We start from the raw sequence: 16,077 nt of genomic DNA on the forward strand, positions 1-16,077 counted from the left end.
AAAGCATCCTTAGGGATGCTAGGTGTTAAAACATTTCATCGTTAGATGTTAGGACTAACTTTTGGGATCACATCAGGGATTCGCTGGTCTGTATTAAGATATGAATCCATTTTTTTGAATGGAAACGCCATAAAGTGATGAGCGCTTTGACAATTTCATCACTAAAGGATAATGCTACGACCAAAGGAAGTGGAAGTTTCCATACGGCTGCGCCTAGGAATGCCAGCGGTATCGCAATACACCAAATGCCGATGACATCACATGCCATACAAAAGCGGGTATCGCCACCTGCTCGAAGAATACCGCAGATATGCACATAGGACATCATCTTCGGGGTATTATAAAGCGCAAAGGCGATGATGGTCGCATCTAATAAACGACTCGTAGCTTCATCATAGTTATAAATATCTACGATCATAGCACGACTGGCATATAGCAGAATACTCATGGTCAGACAGAATCCCAGATTCATCAGAATAAAGATTTTTCCATAGGTATAGGCAAGATCACTACGTTGGCGTCCTAATTCATTTCCGATCATGACAGCACAGGCATTGCCTAAACCAAAGAATACGCATTGGAATAAATCATTAATAACACTCGCCACTTGTACAACTGCCACAGCACTGGTGCCCAATAATCCATAAGCCATGAAGCAGACCGTTGTACCTACGCTCCAAGCACTTTCACTTGCCGCTACCGGCAGAGCCGTTTTCACAACACGTTTTAATAATTCATGATCCAAATGTGTAATCGTAAATAAATCTGCGGCTAAAGGATGCTCCTTACTGGTGTATACGTAAGTTAGGATAAAGACCATTTCAATTAAGCGGGCAATGAGGGTAGCTATCGCCGCTCCCTGGGCACCTAATTGAGGCATATAGAAATTACCATATATTAAACCATAATTAAGAATGGTATTAATCGTTATGGCAATAATCGTTGCAATAGTTGGTATGCGCAGGTTATGAATGGCACGCGAGTTAAAACTCATTAAAAAAGAAAAGGCAGTCATAATATAGGTGAAGCAGGTAATCCGTAGATATTGTGCGCCTATTTGAATGGCGTGTGCATCTCTTACGAAGAGTCTTAAGATGCCAGGGGCAAATAAAAAAGCAGTGATACAGGTGAATACGGATAGGATAAAACCAATCCGCATTTGAATAGCGATGACCTTTCGGATGTTTTTCACATCATGAATCCCCCAATATTGCGACACAAAAATACTAGCACCGCTATAAATACCAAAACAGATAGTAGAAAAGATAAAATAAACTTTATTAGCAGCTCCCACAGCAGCTAATTCGGCAACACCGACACTCCCGATCATGAAGGTATCAATCATATTCAAACTTAACGATATGATCTGTTGAATGATGATGGGCAGACCGATGGTCAGCATCGTAGATAAAAAAACACGACGATTTATCATATAGATCCCCTTTCAAAACAAGATTATTTTATCAGAAAACAACAAGAAATGACAGATGGTTTCACATGTTCAGTATATCTTGTGGTGATTATGTAAAGATAAGACAAAAACTGACAGAATCCTTGAGAAAACACTTTTATAATCGTGTCATGAAAGAGGTGGTTTCGGTTGGAAAAGGCAGTCATTAAGAAAACAAGGGGGAAAGCGCTTTTGCGTCCCAGTGATATTGTTTGTGGTATTTTAGCGATTTACATAGGTATCAGCGACACGGTGGTATCTCCGCTCATCATTTTTTTATTTGTAGCATATTCTTATTTACGTAGTAATAAAGAGGCCTGTATCAGCGTGTTTTTCATACTGTTATTGGCATTACAGAAAGATATTCTCACGGCATATTTTTATGCATTAGGATTTTCGTTGTTTTTTGTTTTGTTGTACATAGTGAAAATCTTGAATCGTAATCTTTATCAATGGATTCCCTTTGTGATAGGTTTGGTATTGATTCCTTATGCGATACGGCAATTTAACATAACCCCGAAAGCTATGATTGAACCAATGATTGGCGGTATTCTGATGTATCAAACATGTTCACAATATGGCTGGACACAGAAACGCTATGCCCTTACTGAAAGCATGTATGGCGCAATGCTTATGAGTATCGCCCTGGTGTTAGCTGCCAGTATGCCATTATATTACACACCAATACTTCTTTTTGCGTATTTGTTAATCACTATTATCTGTACACGGGAAAGTGCTGCAGCACTTTTAGGAATTTTATTTTTATTACCCATTCATGAAGAGGCGCTATTCTTAGTATTAGGAATCTGCATGATCTTTAAAGATAAAAAAGCTTTGTGTTGTTTTATCCTTATCCTAAGTTATTTTTTCCTTCCTTCGACAATGTTTACTTATGCTTATCTTGGTGTTGCAATCTTATCTGTACTCATCCTGCGTGTGGAGTATATTCCCTTGTTATACTTGGAAACAAAGGAAACAATGCTTCCTTATAGGGGGAATGATAATCTATTGCGTAGACAGATGCAAAATTATGCCGGTATCTTTCAATCACTGGCAGAGTATTATGAGGGCATTCATCAGACGGGGGCTGAATTACTATTAAATATGGCAAATGCATTGCAATATAATGCAGAAGAGATTCAGAAGATACCGTTAGAAGGGAAACGCTATGAACAATTACAAAAAGCCTTAGAGGGTTATCAATTCAGCGTAGAAACTTTACATATAGAGGAAAGCAGTGATGGCAGTTTGCAATTACATCTGGAAGTCGGCAATTTACGGCGAGGGGAAATTCATATGACCTTGCAGCCATTATTGGAAACTTTGTTACATCGTAAACTGCAAGTCTTAGAAGTTCAAAAGAAACGTTTTGTCCGAGGGTTTTCCATCTTATTTGCAGATGCCTTACCTTTTGATATAGAGGCATATGGCGATAGTATCCGTAATTCTTATACCGGAAATGGCGATAGTTACTCAATCTTCCGTTTTCGCCAAAGTATGATTTGTATGATCAGTGATGGTATGGGAAATGGTGAAAATGCAGCACGCAGTTCTCGTTTGATTACCAGTTTATTTCAGCGTATGATCATCAGTGGCATACCACAGGATAGTGCCATTCGCTGTATCAACAAATTGATTCAAAGTGACACCTATGCGACCTTGGATGTAATCTGCATCAATCGCTCCAGCGGGATGGCATATATTTCGAAATCAGCCGCATGTCCAACATTCTTATTACGTGATGAGCATCTGCATGAAATCAATGGTAATGCCTTGCCGGTAGGAATCATATCGGCTATAGAACCAGATTGCTTCGAAGTAGCCTTGCAAGAAGGTGATGAATTCTTAATGATCTCTGATGGCATTACCCGCAGTGAGGTAAGTGCATGGCTTTCACAGCGTAAAAAAGAAGATTTAAAAGAAGATGTTGCCGCCTTTAGCGATACTTTATCACGTCAACGAAGAAAAGACGATTCCACCTTAATCGCTATAAAAGTATGTAAGGCAAACGCACAGATAGGGGCATGATCATGATATACGCTTTGCATTGTGTAAGTAGGTAAGACTGTATGTACGCAGTCTTTTTTTAAACGACATTTTTCTGTATACCGATGTGAAGTTCATGTGAAATCAATGAAAAACCTTGATTTTCATAGGCTTTAGTATATAATACGCATATGAAAAGTTTAGCCAATCTTTCGCAACAACACGTATATGTCATTGGTGTCAGCGGCGGTCCGGATTCTATGGCATTATTAGATATGTGCAGATCTTATGGTCTGTCTTTTCTTGTGGCACATATGAATTATCAGAAACGCGAAAGTGCATTCCGTGATGAAGAGCTGGTGGTTAATTATTGCCAAAGGTATGAAATCCCATGTTATGTAAAAAGGCAGAAGAAACCATGCAAGGGAAACTTTCAGGCATTTGCCAGAGCAGAACGTTATCATTTCTATCACGAATTACTTGAAAAATATCATGGTGATGCCATCTTGTTGGCACATCATTTAGATGATCACTTAGAAACGTATCTGATGCAGATGGAAAGAGGTTCTAAGGGTGTGTATTATGGGATTCAAGAAGAAACGGTATTATATGATTGTAAGGTTCTGCGTCCACTATTATCCTATACCAAACAGGAATTATTAGCATATTGTATTGAACATCAAGTTCCGTATGGCTTTGATGAAAGTAACTTTACAGATGATTATACAAGGAATCGGATTCGTCATTCTTATATTGATCATATGAGCCGTAAGGAAAAGGAAGAGCTGGCGGCTGAAATAGCAGAGAAGAATAATAAAGCACAACAGGTATTAGAGAAGACAAAGGCTTTTTTAGCAGTTTGGCAGTATGATGTGGCAGCTTTATGCGAGCTTGATGAAAATTTTCGTAAACAAGTTTTACGTACATGGATTTATCAAGAATGCAAAGAACATGTATCAGAAAAGCTGTTAGATCAATTGGCAGGCCTGCTTTTTAAGGCAAATAATTGGACAAGTGATATCGGAAAACGCTATTGTATGAGTAAGGAATATGGCATTGTGCATATTCATGTGAAAGATATGCCATCCTATGCCTATGTACTGCATGAAGTAGCATGTTTGCATACACCTTATTTTCATACTAGCTTAACAGGAAAGAGCTGTGAGGCGCTAACCTTATATCCGCAGGATTTTCCAATTACGATTCGTAATGTACAAGAAGGCGATGCTATCGTATTGCGGTTGGGTAGAAAAAAGGTGCATCGTTGGTTTATTGATCGCAAAATTCCTTCTTGGGAAAGAAAATGTTGGCCGGTTGTTGTCAACGCACAGGGAAATGTGATTTTAGTACCGCAAATCGGTTGTGATATTGCACATTTCTCTAACAATCCAAGCATATTTGTGGTAAAATAGTTTATAGCTGTATTAGGAGGAATAACGATGCATGAAGTTGTAGAAAAGGTATTGGTTTCACAGGATGAAATCATTCATAAATGTGCAGAACTCGGCGCAAAGATTACGAGTGATTATAAAGCTTTGAATGAGGTTCCTTATGTCGTAGGCTTATTAAAAGGAAGCGTTCCCTTCATGGCGGAAATTATTAAGCATATTGATTTAGATATTCAAATAGATTTTATGGATGTATCCAGTTATCAGGGGACAAAGTCTGTAGGAGATATTCGTATAGATAAGGATTTGGATTGTTCCGTACAAGGATTATCCATTCTGTTAGTTGAAGATATCGTCGATACCGGCAGAACATTAAAGGAAGTAAAACGTACATTGATGAATAAGGGTGCCAAGGATGTGAAGGTTGTATCATTGCTTGACAAACCGGATCGTCGTGTTGTTGATATAGAGGCAGAATATGTAGGATTTGCCATTCCAAATGAATTTGTCATTGGATATGGTTTAGATTATGACCAGAAGTATCGCAATCTGCCATACATTGGAGTTTTAAAACGCGAAATCTATGAATAAGCAAAAAGGAGGCGTATCATATGAACAATAAAAAGGTAATAAGTCTGTTGCCTTATATTCTTGTTATTTCTATTATGGTCCTTCTGATTACATTTGGAAATGGTAGTAACACAAAAGAGTTCAATTATAATGAATTTGCGGCGCAAGCTGAAAATTTATCATTTAAAGAAGTCAATATGTCTATGGGTACTACCGTCATCGGAGTCAGAGGAACCTATCAGAATGGCGATAGCACGAAGAGTTTTACAGTCAGTGTGCCACGCACGGATGACAATGTAAAATGGCTGAGTGAATTATTTGAAAAGAATAAGAAGACAAAAGTGAATGTATTAGATGCAAATAAGGAAAGTGTATTAGAAGTTTTCCTTAAAAGCGTATTGCCTTTCTTGATTCTTGGTGGAGCAGCAATCTTCCTGTTCTCTCGTATGAATGCAGGAGGCAATAACAAGGCCTTTGAATTTAGTAAATCCAGGGCGAAGATAGAAAGCAGCATTAAAGTGCGTTTTAAGGATGTTGCCGGATGTGATGAAGAAAAAGAAGAAGTGAAGGAAATCATTGATTACCTGAAAGACCCAAAACGCTTTACCGATATGGGTGCTCGTATTCCTAAGGGGATGCTGATGGTTGGTCCTCCGGGTACCGGTAAGACTTTGTTGGCGAAAGCGGTGGCCGGAGAAGCAGATGTGCCTTTCTTCTCAATCAGTGGATCTGACTTTGTGGAAATGTTTGTCGGTACCGGTGCTAGCCGTGTGCGCGACATGTTTAAAAAAGCTCAGCAACACGCACCATGTATCGTCTTTATTGATGAAATTGATGCGGTTGGACGCCAGCGTGGAGCCGGTATGGGCGGTGGAAACGATGAACGTGAACAAACCTTAAACCAGCTGTTGGTAGAGATGGATGGTATGGGTGAAAATAAAGGTATTGTCATTATTGCTGCAACGAATCGCCCGGATGTCTTAGATCCTGCCTTATTACGAAGCGGACGTTTTGACCGCCAGATTACGGTTAATCTTCCGGATAAGAAAGGCCGTTATGAAATCTTAAAGGTACATGCCCGCAATAAGAAATTGGCAAAGGATATTTCTTTGGAGTCTTTGGCGAAACGTACTCCGGGATTCTCTGGTGCGGATTTGGAAAACGTGTTAAATGAAGGTGCCATTTTGGCCGTTCGTGATAAACGTAAGATGATTACGATGGAAGATTTAGATGAAGCTATCGACCGTGTAATGATGGGTCCGGCGAAGAAATCAAAGAAGTATACGGAGAAAGAGAAACGTCTGGTAGCTTATCATGAGGCAGGGCATGCGGTAATTGGTCTGAAACTTGAGGATGCCGATAAGGTAGAAAAAGTAACGATTATTCCACGTGGAGAAGCCGGTGGCTATAACCTCATGACACCGAAGGAAGAAAAATTGTTCCCGACAAAAGCTGATTTTATGAGCCAGATTACTGGATTAATGGGTGGTCGTGTGGCCGAAGAAGTCATGTTTAATGAAATTTCTGCCGGCGCTAGCAATGATATTCAAAAGGCGACAAAGATTGCGAAAGCAATGGTAAGAAGTTGGGGTATGTCTTCCCTTGGACCTATTCAATATGATGATGGTACAGGAAATGTTTTCTTAGGAAGAGATTATGGCAGCGGAAGTAATTATTCCGGAGAGATTGCTTATGAAATTGATAAGGAAATCCGGAAGATTATTAATGAGTGTTATGATCAGGCAAAGAAACTGATTGAGGACAATAAAGATCTGTTAACATTGATTGCGGAAAATCTGATTGAAGAAGAAACCATTACAAGTGAGCAGATTAATAATTTAATGACTTATGGTAAATTGACTTCTCCGGAACAGGAACAGCGGAAAGAACAAGCCCGTATAGAAGCAGAAAGAGAAGAAGAACGTTCTGCGCAAGCTCAGGCGGAAGCTGAAAATCCAACGCAGGAAGCAGAAGATAATGAAACCTCTTTGAAGCGAGAAGAAGAAAAACAAAAAGCGCAGAAGAGTTTTGAAGAAGCGTTAAAAGAATTAACGAAACACGACAGTGAAGAATAACAATGGGAAGCCAAATCATTGGCTTCCTTTCCTTATTCATAAGGGTGAAAACAAATAAGAGGATAGGATAAGGATCGCAAAAGGCTGTTCCTAATCGATCATTTATGCTAGTATCATGATAAATGAATAAGGTTTATTTTATAGTTACTATCAATAGCCATAGGTTGTAAAACTTAAATGATACTCTTTAAAACAGATATGAAATAAGCGTGTAAATCGTAGTGCTTTATTTAATGAAATAGGAGTTATGTGTTTCCTTGATAGAAAAGGAGGGAAATGGATGGCATTTAAGAAAAGATTAAGGGCTTATCGTATTGCACAAAAACTGAGTTATGAAGAACTTGCTTTATTATGTAATGTAACACCATGGACCATCAGAAGATGGGAACTTGGATTAGGTAAAGCAAATGAAGAGCAAATGGCAAAGTTGATTAAGCTTTTGCACATCCCAGAGGAAATAAGTGAGAATAGCATGCCAATTAAGCAGCGTATGGGTAAGGATAAAAGTACTTTTTTTAAAGGTTGTGAATATACTTCTTCCTGCAAAGTATTTGGGATTCCTTTGCTTGCTGTTCAACTTGGTTTGGGAAGGAACAGAAATGGAAAACGACGAATAGCGAAAGGCATCATTGCCATCGGTAATACAGCTGTGGGGGTGATATCGCTTGGCATGATGAGCTTTGGTATTTTATCTTTTGGCCTATTAAGCTTTGGCTTCCTTTTTTGTTTAGGTGTGTTGGCAATCGGAGTGTATGCTTTAGGAGCGCTAGCTATAGGCTATATCAGTGTTGGTACTTTAGCTATTGGCATGTATAGTATCGGGGTTATTTCCATTGGCTTTGAAGTAAGCTTTGGTATCGTTGCTTATGGGCATCTGACAATCGGAACGCACGCTTTTGGTGATACGATGCTTCTCTTGGCGAATAAACAAGATTGTTATTTAGATAGTACAGCGATGAAAACCGTGATGCTATTGTTGGCAGAAAACGATTATCCCTTTTTGATACGCTTCCTTTTAACACATATCCCTATCTGTATATGATCAAGGGGATGCGTATAAAAGTCATTGTTTCGCAAGTTAATTTATGTTAGAATAATGCGTAAATGCGAGGTGATGCTATGAAGAATATGACACAAGGGAATGTTATGAAATTGTTGTTGAGTTTTGCTGTTCCGGTCCTTTTGGGAAATATCTTTCAGCAATTTTATACTATGGCAGATACGATGATGGTAGGACAGATTTTAGGGGTACGTGCCTTAGCTGCTATGGGAGCTACTGCTTCCTTATCCGGTTTGGTCATTGGTCTGGTAAGTGGTGTATCTATGGGAGTATCAATATTGATAGCACAGTATTACGGAGCTAGGGATCAGGAAGGCATGAAAATGGCAACTTATGGATGTATATTGTTATGTATGTCCAGTGTGGTGATTATCGTGCTTGCCGCGATGCTTTTAAAGACACCAATTCTTTCCTTACTTCAGACACCGAAAAGTATTCTTTCGATGGCAGATGGGTATTTAACTATCATATTTATGGGATTGTTTATTACTATGGCATATAATATGATGGCAAGTATGTTACGCTCAATTGGTGATAGTAAGACACCATTATATTTTCTCATCATTGCCTCTTTAACCAACATCGCCTTAGATTATCTTTTTATTGCTCAATTGCATTTAGGCATCAATGGAGCTGGCTATGCCACCGTACTGGCACAGTTGTTAAGTGTAGTATTATGCTTCCTGTATATGAGAAAGAAATATCCAATGTTTTTCTTGAAAAAAGAAGAATGTCATGTAGAAAGAGAAGTTTTTCTAAAACAAATGTCTATGGGGATTTCCATGGGGCTTATGAATTCCATCGTATCCATCGGTTCAGTAGTCTTACAGAGTGCAGTGAACAGTCTGGGAGAAATGACCATTGCGGCACATGTGGCAGCGCGCAAAATTGTGGAGATGTTTATGCAGCCACTGATTTCCATTGCCATTGCTGTTACAACCTTTGTTTCACAAAACTTAGGTGCTAAACAGTATCATCGAATCCGAGAAGGTATGAAAAAAAGTGTATGGATAAGCTTTGGTTGGGTAGGTATCGTCATCTTATTATCCTTTACATGCATTGATTTCTTTATTGGCTTCCTTGTCAATAAGCAACAGACACAGGTTGTTTCACTAGCGGCTTATTATACCAGAATCAGCAGTGTATTTTATTTCATCCTTGCTATCTTATTTATTTATCGTAATGGTTTGCAGGGGCTTGGCAATGGGCGAAGTCCGATTGTATCCAGCTGTATTGAAATGGGCGTTAAGATTATTGCAACCTTTGCTTTGATACCTTTTAGCGGCTATACCGGTGTATGTTTTGCGGAGCCAATTGCCTGGTCATTGATGGGACCTTTTCTCTTTATATTCTTTTACCGGGACCTTAAGAAAAAAGAGCGTATGTTGATCTAAAGAGAAAACATATTGGATATGAAACTATATTTAAGATAAGGGAACTATAACAGACGGTAGCATTTGGAAGATCTTCATGAAAGAAAGTGTTATGTAATAAGCGAAGTGTTATCACTTCCTTTTCTTTTTGTTAATGATTATGGTATACTACAGGTGCAAATTCAAGGAGTGAAGGAAAATGAAAGACTATTTAATAAAAGCATTAGCATGTAATGAACATGTGCGAATTTATATATGTTCCTCTACCGCTTTAGTTGAGGAGGCTCGCAAGCGATTTGATTTATGGCCAACCAGTGCTGCGGCTTTAGGGCGTACACTAAGTGTTGGTTCCATGATGGGAAGTATGCTGAAGAGTGATAAAGAACAATTGACCATTCGTATAAATGGCGGCGGTCCTATTGGAACCATTTTAGTTGATGCATACAGTGATGGACATGTCCGCGGCTTTGTATCCGATCCACATATCATGTTGCAATATAACGATACAGGAAAACTTGCTGTAGGTACAGCGGTAGGAAAAGAAGGTTATTTAGAAGTTATCAAAGATTTGAATATGAAAGAAAACTGGAGTGGCACTGTCGCTTTACAAAGTGGAGAAATCGGTGATGACTTTGCATATTATTTTACGGCCAGTGAACAGACACCATCCGCAGTATCTGTAGGCGTACTTGTAAATCCAGATAATGCTATTCAGGCTGCCGGCGGCATGATCATTCAAATGATGCCAGATGCAGAGGAAGAAGATATTGTAAAAGTAGAAAACATCATAGCGCATATGGAACCTATTTCAAAATTAATCAATGAAGGGGAAAGTTTAGAGGATATTCTTACTTCATTGTTTGATGATGCAACAATCTTATCTAGTCAGGAAATAGCATTTCGCTGTCATTGTGATCGAGCGACTATGAAACGGGTATTAGTAACATTGTCAAAAGAAGAGCGTAAGAAGCTGATTGAAGAAGATCATGGTTGCGAGATTACCTGCAATTTCTGTAATGAAAAATATTATTTCAATGAACAGGAGTTGCGTGATTTGGAAGGATTCATAGAACGTTATGCAAGATAAATCGTGGAAGATACGCGATATCACCATACCCAATCAAGTTGTTATTGCACCTATGGCTGGTATCAGTAATCCGGCTTTCCGTGTGATTTGCAAACAATTTGGCGCAGGATTGATTTATACGGAAATGGTAAGTGATAAGGCGTTATATTATGAAAATGAAAAAACATTGCATATGACAGCAGTTGAAAAAGAAGAACATCCTTTGACCATGCAAATCTTTGGACATGATATTGAAACGATGGTCTATGCCGCTAAGTTACTGGATGAGAAAAGTGATTGTGATATCATAGATATCAATATGGGATGTCCGGTGAATAAAATAATCAAATCCAATGCCGGCAGTGCCTTAATGAAGGATATTGATCATGCGGTTACAATGACGAAAGCAGTTGTCGATAGTGTAAAAAAACCGGTTACTGTTAAGATGCGTATAGGCTGGGATATGGATAGCATCAATTGTGTCGAACTAGCAAAAGGGTTAGCATCTGTTGGTGTGTCTGCTTTGGCTGTGCATGGCAGAACACGGAAACAAATGTATGAAGGCAAAGCTGATTGGCAATATATCAAAGCTGTCAAACAAGCTGTTTCTATTCCGGTTATGGGAAATGGTGATATACGCAGTAGTGAAGATGCCAAGCGGATGTTGGATACGACTGGTTGTGATGCGATCATGGTAGGTCGTGGTGTATTAGGTGATCCATGGCTGATCAAAGAAATTGCGATATATTTGGCTACCGGAGAAAAGCTGCCACCGGTCAGTGTGAATGAAAAATTTATCATGGCAAGACTTCATGCAAAACGCCTCTGTGATTTAAAGGGTGAACATGTGGGGATGCGGGAAATGCGTGGACATGCTGCATGGTATGTTAAAGGTTTACCAAAAAGTCATCAGTTAAAAGACAGTTTGACAAAGATGGATACATATGCGCAGATGGAAGAAATTTTATGTGCATATGAAAAAGTATATCAAGAATATATAGATAGTTATGTGCCATCCCAACGATAGCTGTTTTAGGCGAAGTGTTTCCATATGTAGGGGGCACTTCGATAATAAGGAAAAGTTGTTTAATAATAAGAACTCTAAAATTTGGAATACACCAAAAAAGGAGTTCTTTTTATTTGATCTTTCATCTTTATATCATATAATTATCACATAATAATTAAGAAATTTTCCCTTGGAATTGCTTGTTGTTTTGTGACGTACCTGTTATAATGACATTATAATTTGAAGGAGGATGCGTATGCCAAGAACAATGTATAAAGAAGAAACGATCATTCAAAAAACACAGGAAGTCGTTCGCGGCTTTTATGATAGAGATATCATAAAAACAACGCATCTAATGAGTGATGACTTTATGTATATCGGGCCTAATGATTTTCAATGGTCCAAAGGATCTGATGAATTCAAACGAATAACGGAGAAAGAATTGCATGAACCAGCTGCCATAGTATCCGATGAAGAATATCATCTTTTGTTTCATGAACGCGGTGTTTGGGTTGTTTATGGTCGCTATAAGATCATGGCGGCATTAGAGGATGATAACAGTATCTATGCACATGTTCGTTGCACGTTTATCTGGAAACTGATAAAAGGGGAACTATCACTTGTACACATCCATAGCTCACATGCACAGGATATTCCTTTAAGTCAAGCGGGTTTAATAGAAGAACCATTTACGGAGGATACAGAATTCTTTGCTTATTTAAAACAATTGGCATTGATGAATACCAATCTAAAACGCCTTTCTTTCCGAGATAGAGAAAAACATTATCGTTATTTATTGCCTTCTGAGATTTTATATTTAAAAGCAGCGGGACAATGTACTATAGTGTATACAAAAAATGAAAGCTTTGAAGTTTGGGGATTGTTAGCTGATTTTGAAAAGAAATTACCGGAGGTGTTCCATCGTATTCATAAAAGCTATCTGGTAAATTGTATGCAAATTGACAGTATTCAAAGATATCGGGCGAAATTGAAATATTCTGCCACAGAATTACCAATATCGAAAGAACGGTATATGGAATTGAAACGTTATCTCCAAAGATAGATTATATATATCGTCTATTTAATATCATCCACATTACGTATTGCAAATGCTTTGGATTGGTATTGTTTAGGCGTTTTTCATCGAAAATCATTTGACAAACAAATGCATTCTCTATATAATCATAAACGTAATAGGCGATGAAGAGAGAGTAGGTTATTGAGTAACTGACAGAGAGTCCCGCTAAGCTGGAAAGGGATAGTGATACAATAGCTGAAATAAAGACTTGGAGCCTTCCAACAGGACGTTACATCTGCGTTAAAGATGGACTTAAAGAAAGTCACTAAGGTCAGTTAGGGAAACCGGCTGATAAATTAGGGTGGTACCACGATGTTAACTCTCGTCCCTATGCGGAAGAGAGTTTTTTTAATGGATAAGGAGCGTAAAAAATGGAAAAGTTAACGGAACAGGAAAAAATTCGTCGACAAAAAATGGAAGAACTCAAAGAAATGGGTATTGAGCCATTTGGACAAGCGTATGAAAGAACACACAAAAGTGGACAGATTCGTGCAGAATATGAAGGCTGTACAAAGGAAGAGCTAGAAGAAAAGAATGTGACGGTAAAAGTTGCCGGTCGTATCATGACAAAGCGCAGACAAGGAAAAGCCGGTTTTATGCACATTCAAGATATTGATGGACAAATTCAGATTTATGTACGTAAGGATGTTATTGGCGAAGAAGCTTACGAAGTATTCAAGAAATCAGATTTAGGTGATATTGTTGGTATTGAGGGTAAAGTCATGAAAACCAATCATGGCGAGCTTTCTGTTAAGGCGGAAGTGTATACTCATCTAACAAAAGCATTGCGTCCATTACCTGAAAAGTTCCACGGTCTTCAGGATAAGGAAGAACGATTCAGAAGACGTTATGTTGACTTGATTATGAATGAGGAAAGCAAGCGCATTGCCGTAACACGACCAAGAATCATCCGTGCGATTCAGCGTTACTTAGATGGTAAAGGGTTGATGGAAGTGGAAACACCGGTATTGCAGCCAATTTTAGGTGGAGCAGCCGCAAGACCATTCATTACACATCACAATACTTTAGATATGCCTTTCTATTTGCGTATCGCAACAGAATTACCATTAAAGCGATTGATTGTCGGTGGTTTAGAGGGTGTATATGAAATTGGCCGTTTATTCCGTAATGAAGGAATGGACGCAACACATAATCCAGAATTTACAACAGTGGAGGCTTATGTTGCTTACTCTGATTTGAATGGTATGATGGATTTGATTGAAGGTTTATTTGATTATGTCGCAAATGAGGTATTAGGCACAACCGAGATTACTTATAATGAAAAAGCTATTTCTTTAAAAGCACCTTTCAAACGTTTGCATATGGTAGATGCAATCAAAGAAGCTTGTGGTGTAGATTTCTGGAAAGAAATGAGCTTTGAGGAAGCTTGTGAGATTGCGAAGGAACATGATATTGAAGTAGAAAAGAAGCATAACAGTGTTGGTCACATCATCAACTTATTCTTTGAGAAATATGTTGAAGAAACATTGATTCAGCCTACTTACATCTATGGACATCCAACATCAATTTCTCCATTAGCAAAGAAGAATGCACAGGATCCACGTTTTGCGGATCGTTATGAATTGTTCATTGATGGACATGAATATGCGAATGCTTTCTCTGAGTTGAATGATCCAATTGATCAAAGAGAGCGTTTTGAAAATCAGTTAAAGCTGCGTGATCTTGGGGATGATGAAGCGAATGAAATGGATACGGATTATGTAGAGGCGTTGGAATATGGGTTGCCTCCTACAGGCGGTGTTGGTTTGGGTATTGACCGCTTTGTGATGTTGCTGACTGGGCAGACAACGATCCGTGAGGTGTTGTTGTTTCCGCATATGAAGAATAAGTAAGAGTTCGTACAACTACCATACACATAGCATACAACGCTAAAAAGCCGATAACGAAAGGGTTTTTGGTATCATACAGGTAGTATATAAACGCATATAAAAAGCGAAGATTTTTTATCTAAAAACACGATTTTTCCGTGAAAAGTCGTAAAAAAGTCGTGAGAATGGCCAGTTATCATTATGTATAATTGGTCATTTTTATTTGAAATTAAGATTAATTTCTAGTGCTGTGGTATTAAAAATGTCATCGTGCTATAATAAGAAATATAGGTAAATTCGAATTTTTTAGGAATGAAAAGTATGAGTGAATACACATGTGAAAAAGTGCCTTTTAATATAAAACTAAAACACAAGCGTGTTGATATACTCTATTGAGAGATGTATTCGGAGTAAGTAAATAACTAAAGAAAGGTTGATGAGAAAAATGGATAATAATTTAATGGATATTAATCAACTTATTAAAGCAGAAAAGACAGAAGATATTGTATCAGATTTAAAAAACATAATTGAATTATCTCAGAAACAGGCATACCAAGCGATCAATACTGCTTTAGTTTATAGAAATTGGTTGATAGGTTATAGAATAGCAGAAGAAGAACTAAAAGGTGAAGATCGTGCTGAATATGGGACAACACTTATTAGAAAATTATCAAAAGAACTTACAAATGAGTATGGTAAAGGATACACAAAAATGAAATGAACCCCAAAGTTTGGACAATCAAATGAAAGGGGTTCATTTTTAAATGTCAAAACTTACAAGAGAACAAAAAATAGAAATATATAAAAGAAGAAAGCAAGGAGAAAACTTAAAATCATTGTCAAAAGAATATTCTGTTCTTAAGGGTAATATATATTACATGATAAAACTAATAGATAAACATGGTGAAGATATTCTAAGGAAAGATAAGAATAGGCACTACTCTCCTTTATTAAAAGAAGAAATCATAAACAAAGTCTTACATCAACATCGCACGATTATGTCCACTGCAATTGAGTATGGACTATCTTCAGATGGTATATTATTTAATTGGATTAAGTCGTATAAAGAGAATGGATATGTTATAGTAGAGAGGAAAAAAGGAAGGCCTCCAACTATGTCAAAGAAAAACATTGTAAATAAAGATTATAAAGATATGACACCAGAGGAAAAGATTAAATATCTTGAAGATAAAAAT

At 37.9% G+C, this 16,077-nt stretch carries 13 protein-coding genes; 12 read left to right on the forward strand and 1 reads right to left on the reverse strand.

Annotated features, from left to right (window positions below):
- Positions 1-67: 67 nt before the first annotated feature.
- Positions 68-1,432: an MATE family efflux transporter gene (locus ACESSZ_RS07620; RefSeq protein WP_008690984.1), complete on the reverse strand. Its 1,365-nt coding sequence runs from the start codon at positions 1,430-1,432 to the stop codon at positions 68-70.
- 168 nt (positions 1,433-1,600) lie between these two features.
- On the opposite strand from ACESSZ_RS07620, the gene ACESSZ_RS07625 reads away from it, so the two are divergent.
- From ACESSZ_RS07625 to ACESSZ_RS07680, 12 genes are all read left to right on the forward strand, one after another.
- The gene (locus tag ACESSZ_RS07625; protein ID WP_008690985.1) at positions 1,601-3,478 is read left to right on the forward strand and encodes a SpoIIE family protein phosphatase; all 1,878 of its coding nucleotides are present in this window, start codon (positions 1,601-1,603) and stop codon (positions 3,476-3,478) included.
- A 149-nt stretch (positions 3,479-3,627) separates the two neighbouring features.
- Positions 3,628-4,848 carry a tRNA lysidine(34) synthetase TilS gene (gene tilS / locus ACESSZ_RS07630; RefSeq protein ID WP_008690986.1) on the forward strand — a complete coding sequence of 407 codons (1,221 nt, stop codon included), beginning with the start codon at positions 3,628-3,630 and terminating at the stop codon, positions 4,846-4,848.
- A 27-nt stretch (positions 4,849-4,875) separates the two neighbouring features.
- On the forward strand, positions 4,876-5,415 hold the full coding sequence (hpt, locus tag ACESSZ_RS07635) for a hypoxanthine phosphoribosyltransferase (protein ID WP_008690987.1): 540 nt from the start codon (positions 4,876-4,878) through the stop codon (positions 5,413-5,415).
- Between the two features lie 20 nt (positions 5,416-5,435).
- The gene (gene ftsH / locus ACESSZ_RS07640) at positions 5,436-7,469 is read left to right on the forward strand and encodes an ATP-dependent zinc metalloprotease FtsH (protein ID WP_008977847.1); all 2,034 of its coding nucleotides are present in this window, start codon (positions 5,436-5,438) and stop codon (positions 7,467-7,469) included.
- A gap of 280 nt (positions 7,470-7,749) precedes the next feature.
- On the forward strand, positions 7,750-8,511 hold the full coding sequence (locus tag ACESSZ_RS07645; protein WP_008690996.1) for a helix-turn-helix transcriptional regulator: 762 nt from the start codon (positions 7,750-7,752) through the stop codon (positions 8,509-8,511).
- A gap of 77 nt (positions 8,512-8,588) precedes the next feature.
- Positions 8,589-9,923, forward strand: a complete 1,335-nt coding sequence (locus ACESSZ_RS07650) for an MATE family efflux transporter (RefSeq protein WP_008690997.1) — start codon at positions 8,589-8,591, stop codon at positions 9,921-9,923.
- Positions 9,924-10,101: 178 nt separating this feature from the next.
- Positions 10,102-10,989, forward strand: coding sequence for an Hsp33 family molecular chaperone HslO (gene hslO / locus ACESSZ_RS07655; RefSeq protein WP_008690998.1), 888 nt, complete (start codon positions 10,102-10,104; stop codon positions 10,987-10,989).
- Positions 10,979-11,995 carry a tRNA dihydrouridine synthase DusB gene (dusB, locus tag ACESSZ_RS07660; RefSeq protein ID WP_331866834.1) on the forward strand — a complete coding sequence of 339 codons (1,017 nt, stop codon included), beginning with the start codon at positions 10,979-10,981 and terminating at the stop codon, positions 11,993-11,995. The genes hslO and dusB overlap by 11 nt, the downstream gene beginning before the upstream one ends.
- Positions 11,996-12,230: 235 nt before the next feature.
- Positions 12,231-13,037 carry a LytTR family transcriptional regulator gene (locus ACESSZ_RS07665; RefSeq protein ID WP_008691000.1) on the forward strand — a complete coding sequence of 269 codons (807 nt, stop codon included), beginning with the start codon at positions 12,231-12,233 and terminating at the stop codon, positions 13,035-13,037.
- Positions 13,038-13,423: 386 nt separating this feature from the next.
- Complete coding sequence (gene lysS / locus ACESSZ_RS07670; RefSeq protein WP_008691001.1) at positions 13,424-14,905, forward strand: lysine--tRNA ligase; 1,482 nt, start codon at positions 13,424-13,426, stop codon at positions 14,903-14,905.
- Between the two features lie 421 nt (positions 14,906-15,326).
- Positions 15,327-15,602: a DUF1016 N-terminal domain-containing protein gene (locus ACESSZ_RS07675; RefSeq protein WP_331866833.1), complete on the forward strand. Its 276-nt coding sequence runs from the start codon at positions 15,327-15,329 to the stop codon at positions 15,600-15,602.
- 43 nt (positions 15,603-15,645) lie between these two features.
- Positions 15,646-16,077, forward strand: a 432-nt coding sequence (locus ACESSZ_RS07680; RefSeq protein ID WP_499842728.1) for a transposase, incomplete at its 3' end; no start/stop codon positions are given.

Source organism: Eubacterium sp. 3_1_31 (assembly GCF_964249515.1).
GTDB classification, from domain to species: Bacteria; Bacillota_I; Bacilli_A; order Erysipelotrichales; family Erysipelotrichaceae; genus Longicatena; species Longicatena caecimuris.

Coding starts and splice junctions, on each gene's coding strand:
- ACESSZ_RS07620 (WP_008690984.1), bottom strand. CDS start 1,432: ATGATAAATCGTCGTGTTTTTTTATCTACGATGCTGACCATCGGTCTG.
- tilS (WP_008690986.1), top strand. CDS start 3,628: ATGAAAAGTTTAGCCAATCTTTCGCAACAACACGTATATGTCATTGGT.
- hpt (WP_008690987.1), top strand. CDS start 4,876: ATGCATGAAGTTGTAGAAAAGGTATTGGTTTCACAGGATGAAATCATT.
- ftsH (WP_008977847.1), top strand. CDS start 5,436: ATGAACAATAAAAAGGTAATAAGTCTGTTGCCTTATATTCTTGTTATT.
- ACESSZ_RS07645 (WP_008690996.1), top strand. CDS start 7,750: ATGGCATTTAAGAAAAGATTAAGGGCTTATCGTATTGCACAAAAACTG.
- ACESSZ_RS07650 (WP_008690997.1), top strand. CDS start 8,589: ATGAAGAATATGACACAAGGGAATGTTATGAAATTGTTGTTGAGTTTT.
- hslO (WP_008690998.1), top strand. CDS start 10,102: ATGAAAGACTATTTAATAAAAGCATTAGCATGTAATGAACATGTGCGA.
- dusB (WP_331866834.1), top strand. CDS start 10,979: ATGCAAGATAAATCGTGGAAGATACGCGATATCACCATACCCAATCAA.
- ACESSZ_RS07665 (WP_008691000.1), top strand. CDS start 12,231: ATGCCAAGAACAATGTATAAAGAAGAAACGATCATTCAAAAAACACAG.
- lysS (WP_008691001.1), top strand. CDS start 13,424: ATGGAAAAGTTAACGGAACAGGAAAAAATTCGTCGACAAAAAATGGAA.
- ACESSZ_RS07675 (WP_331866833.1), top strand. CDS start 15,327: ATGGATAATAATTTAATGGATATTAATCAACTTATTAAAGCAGAAAAG.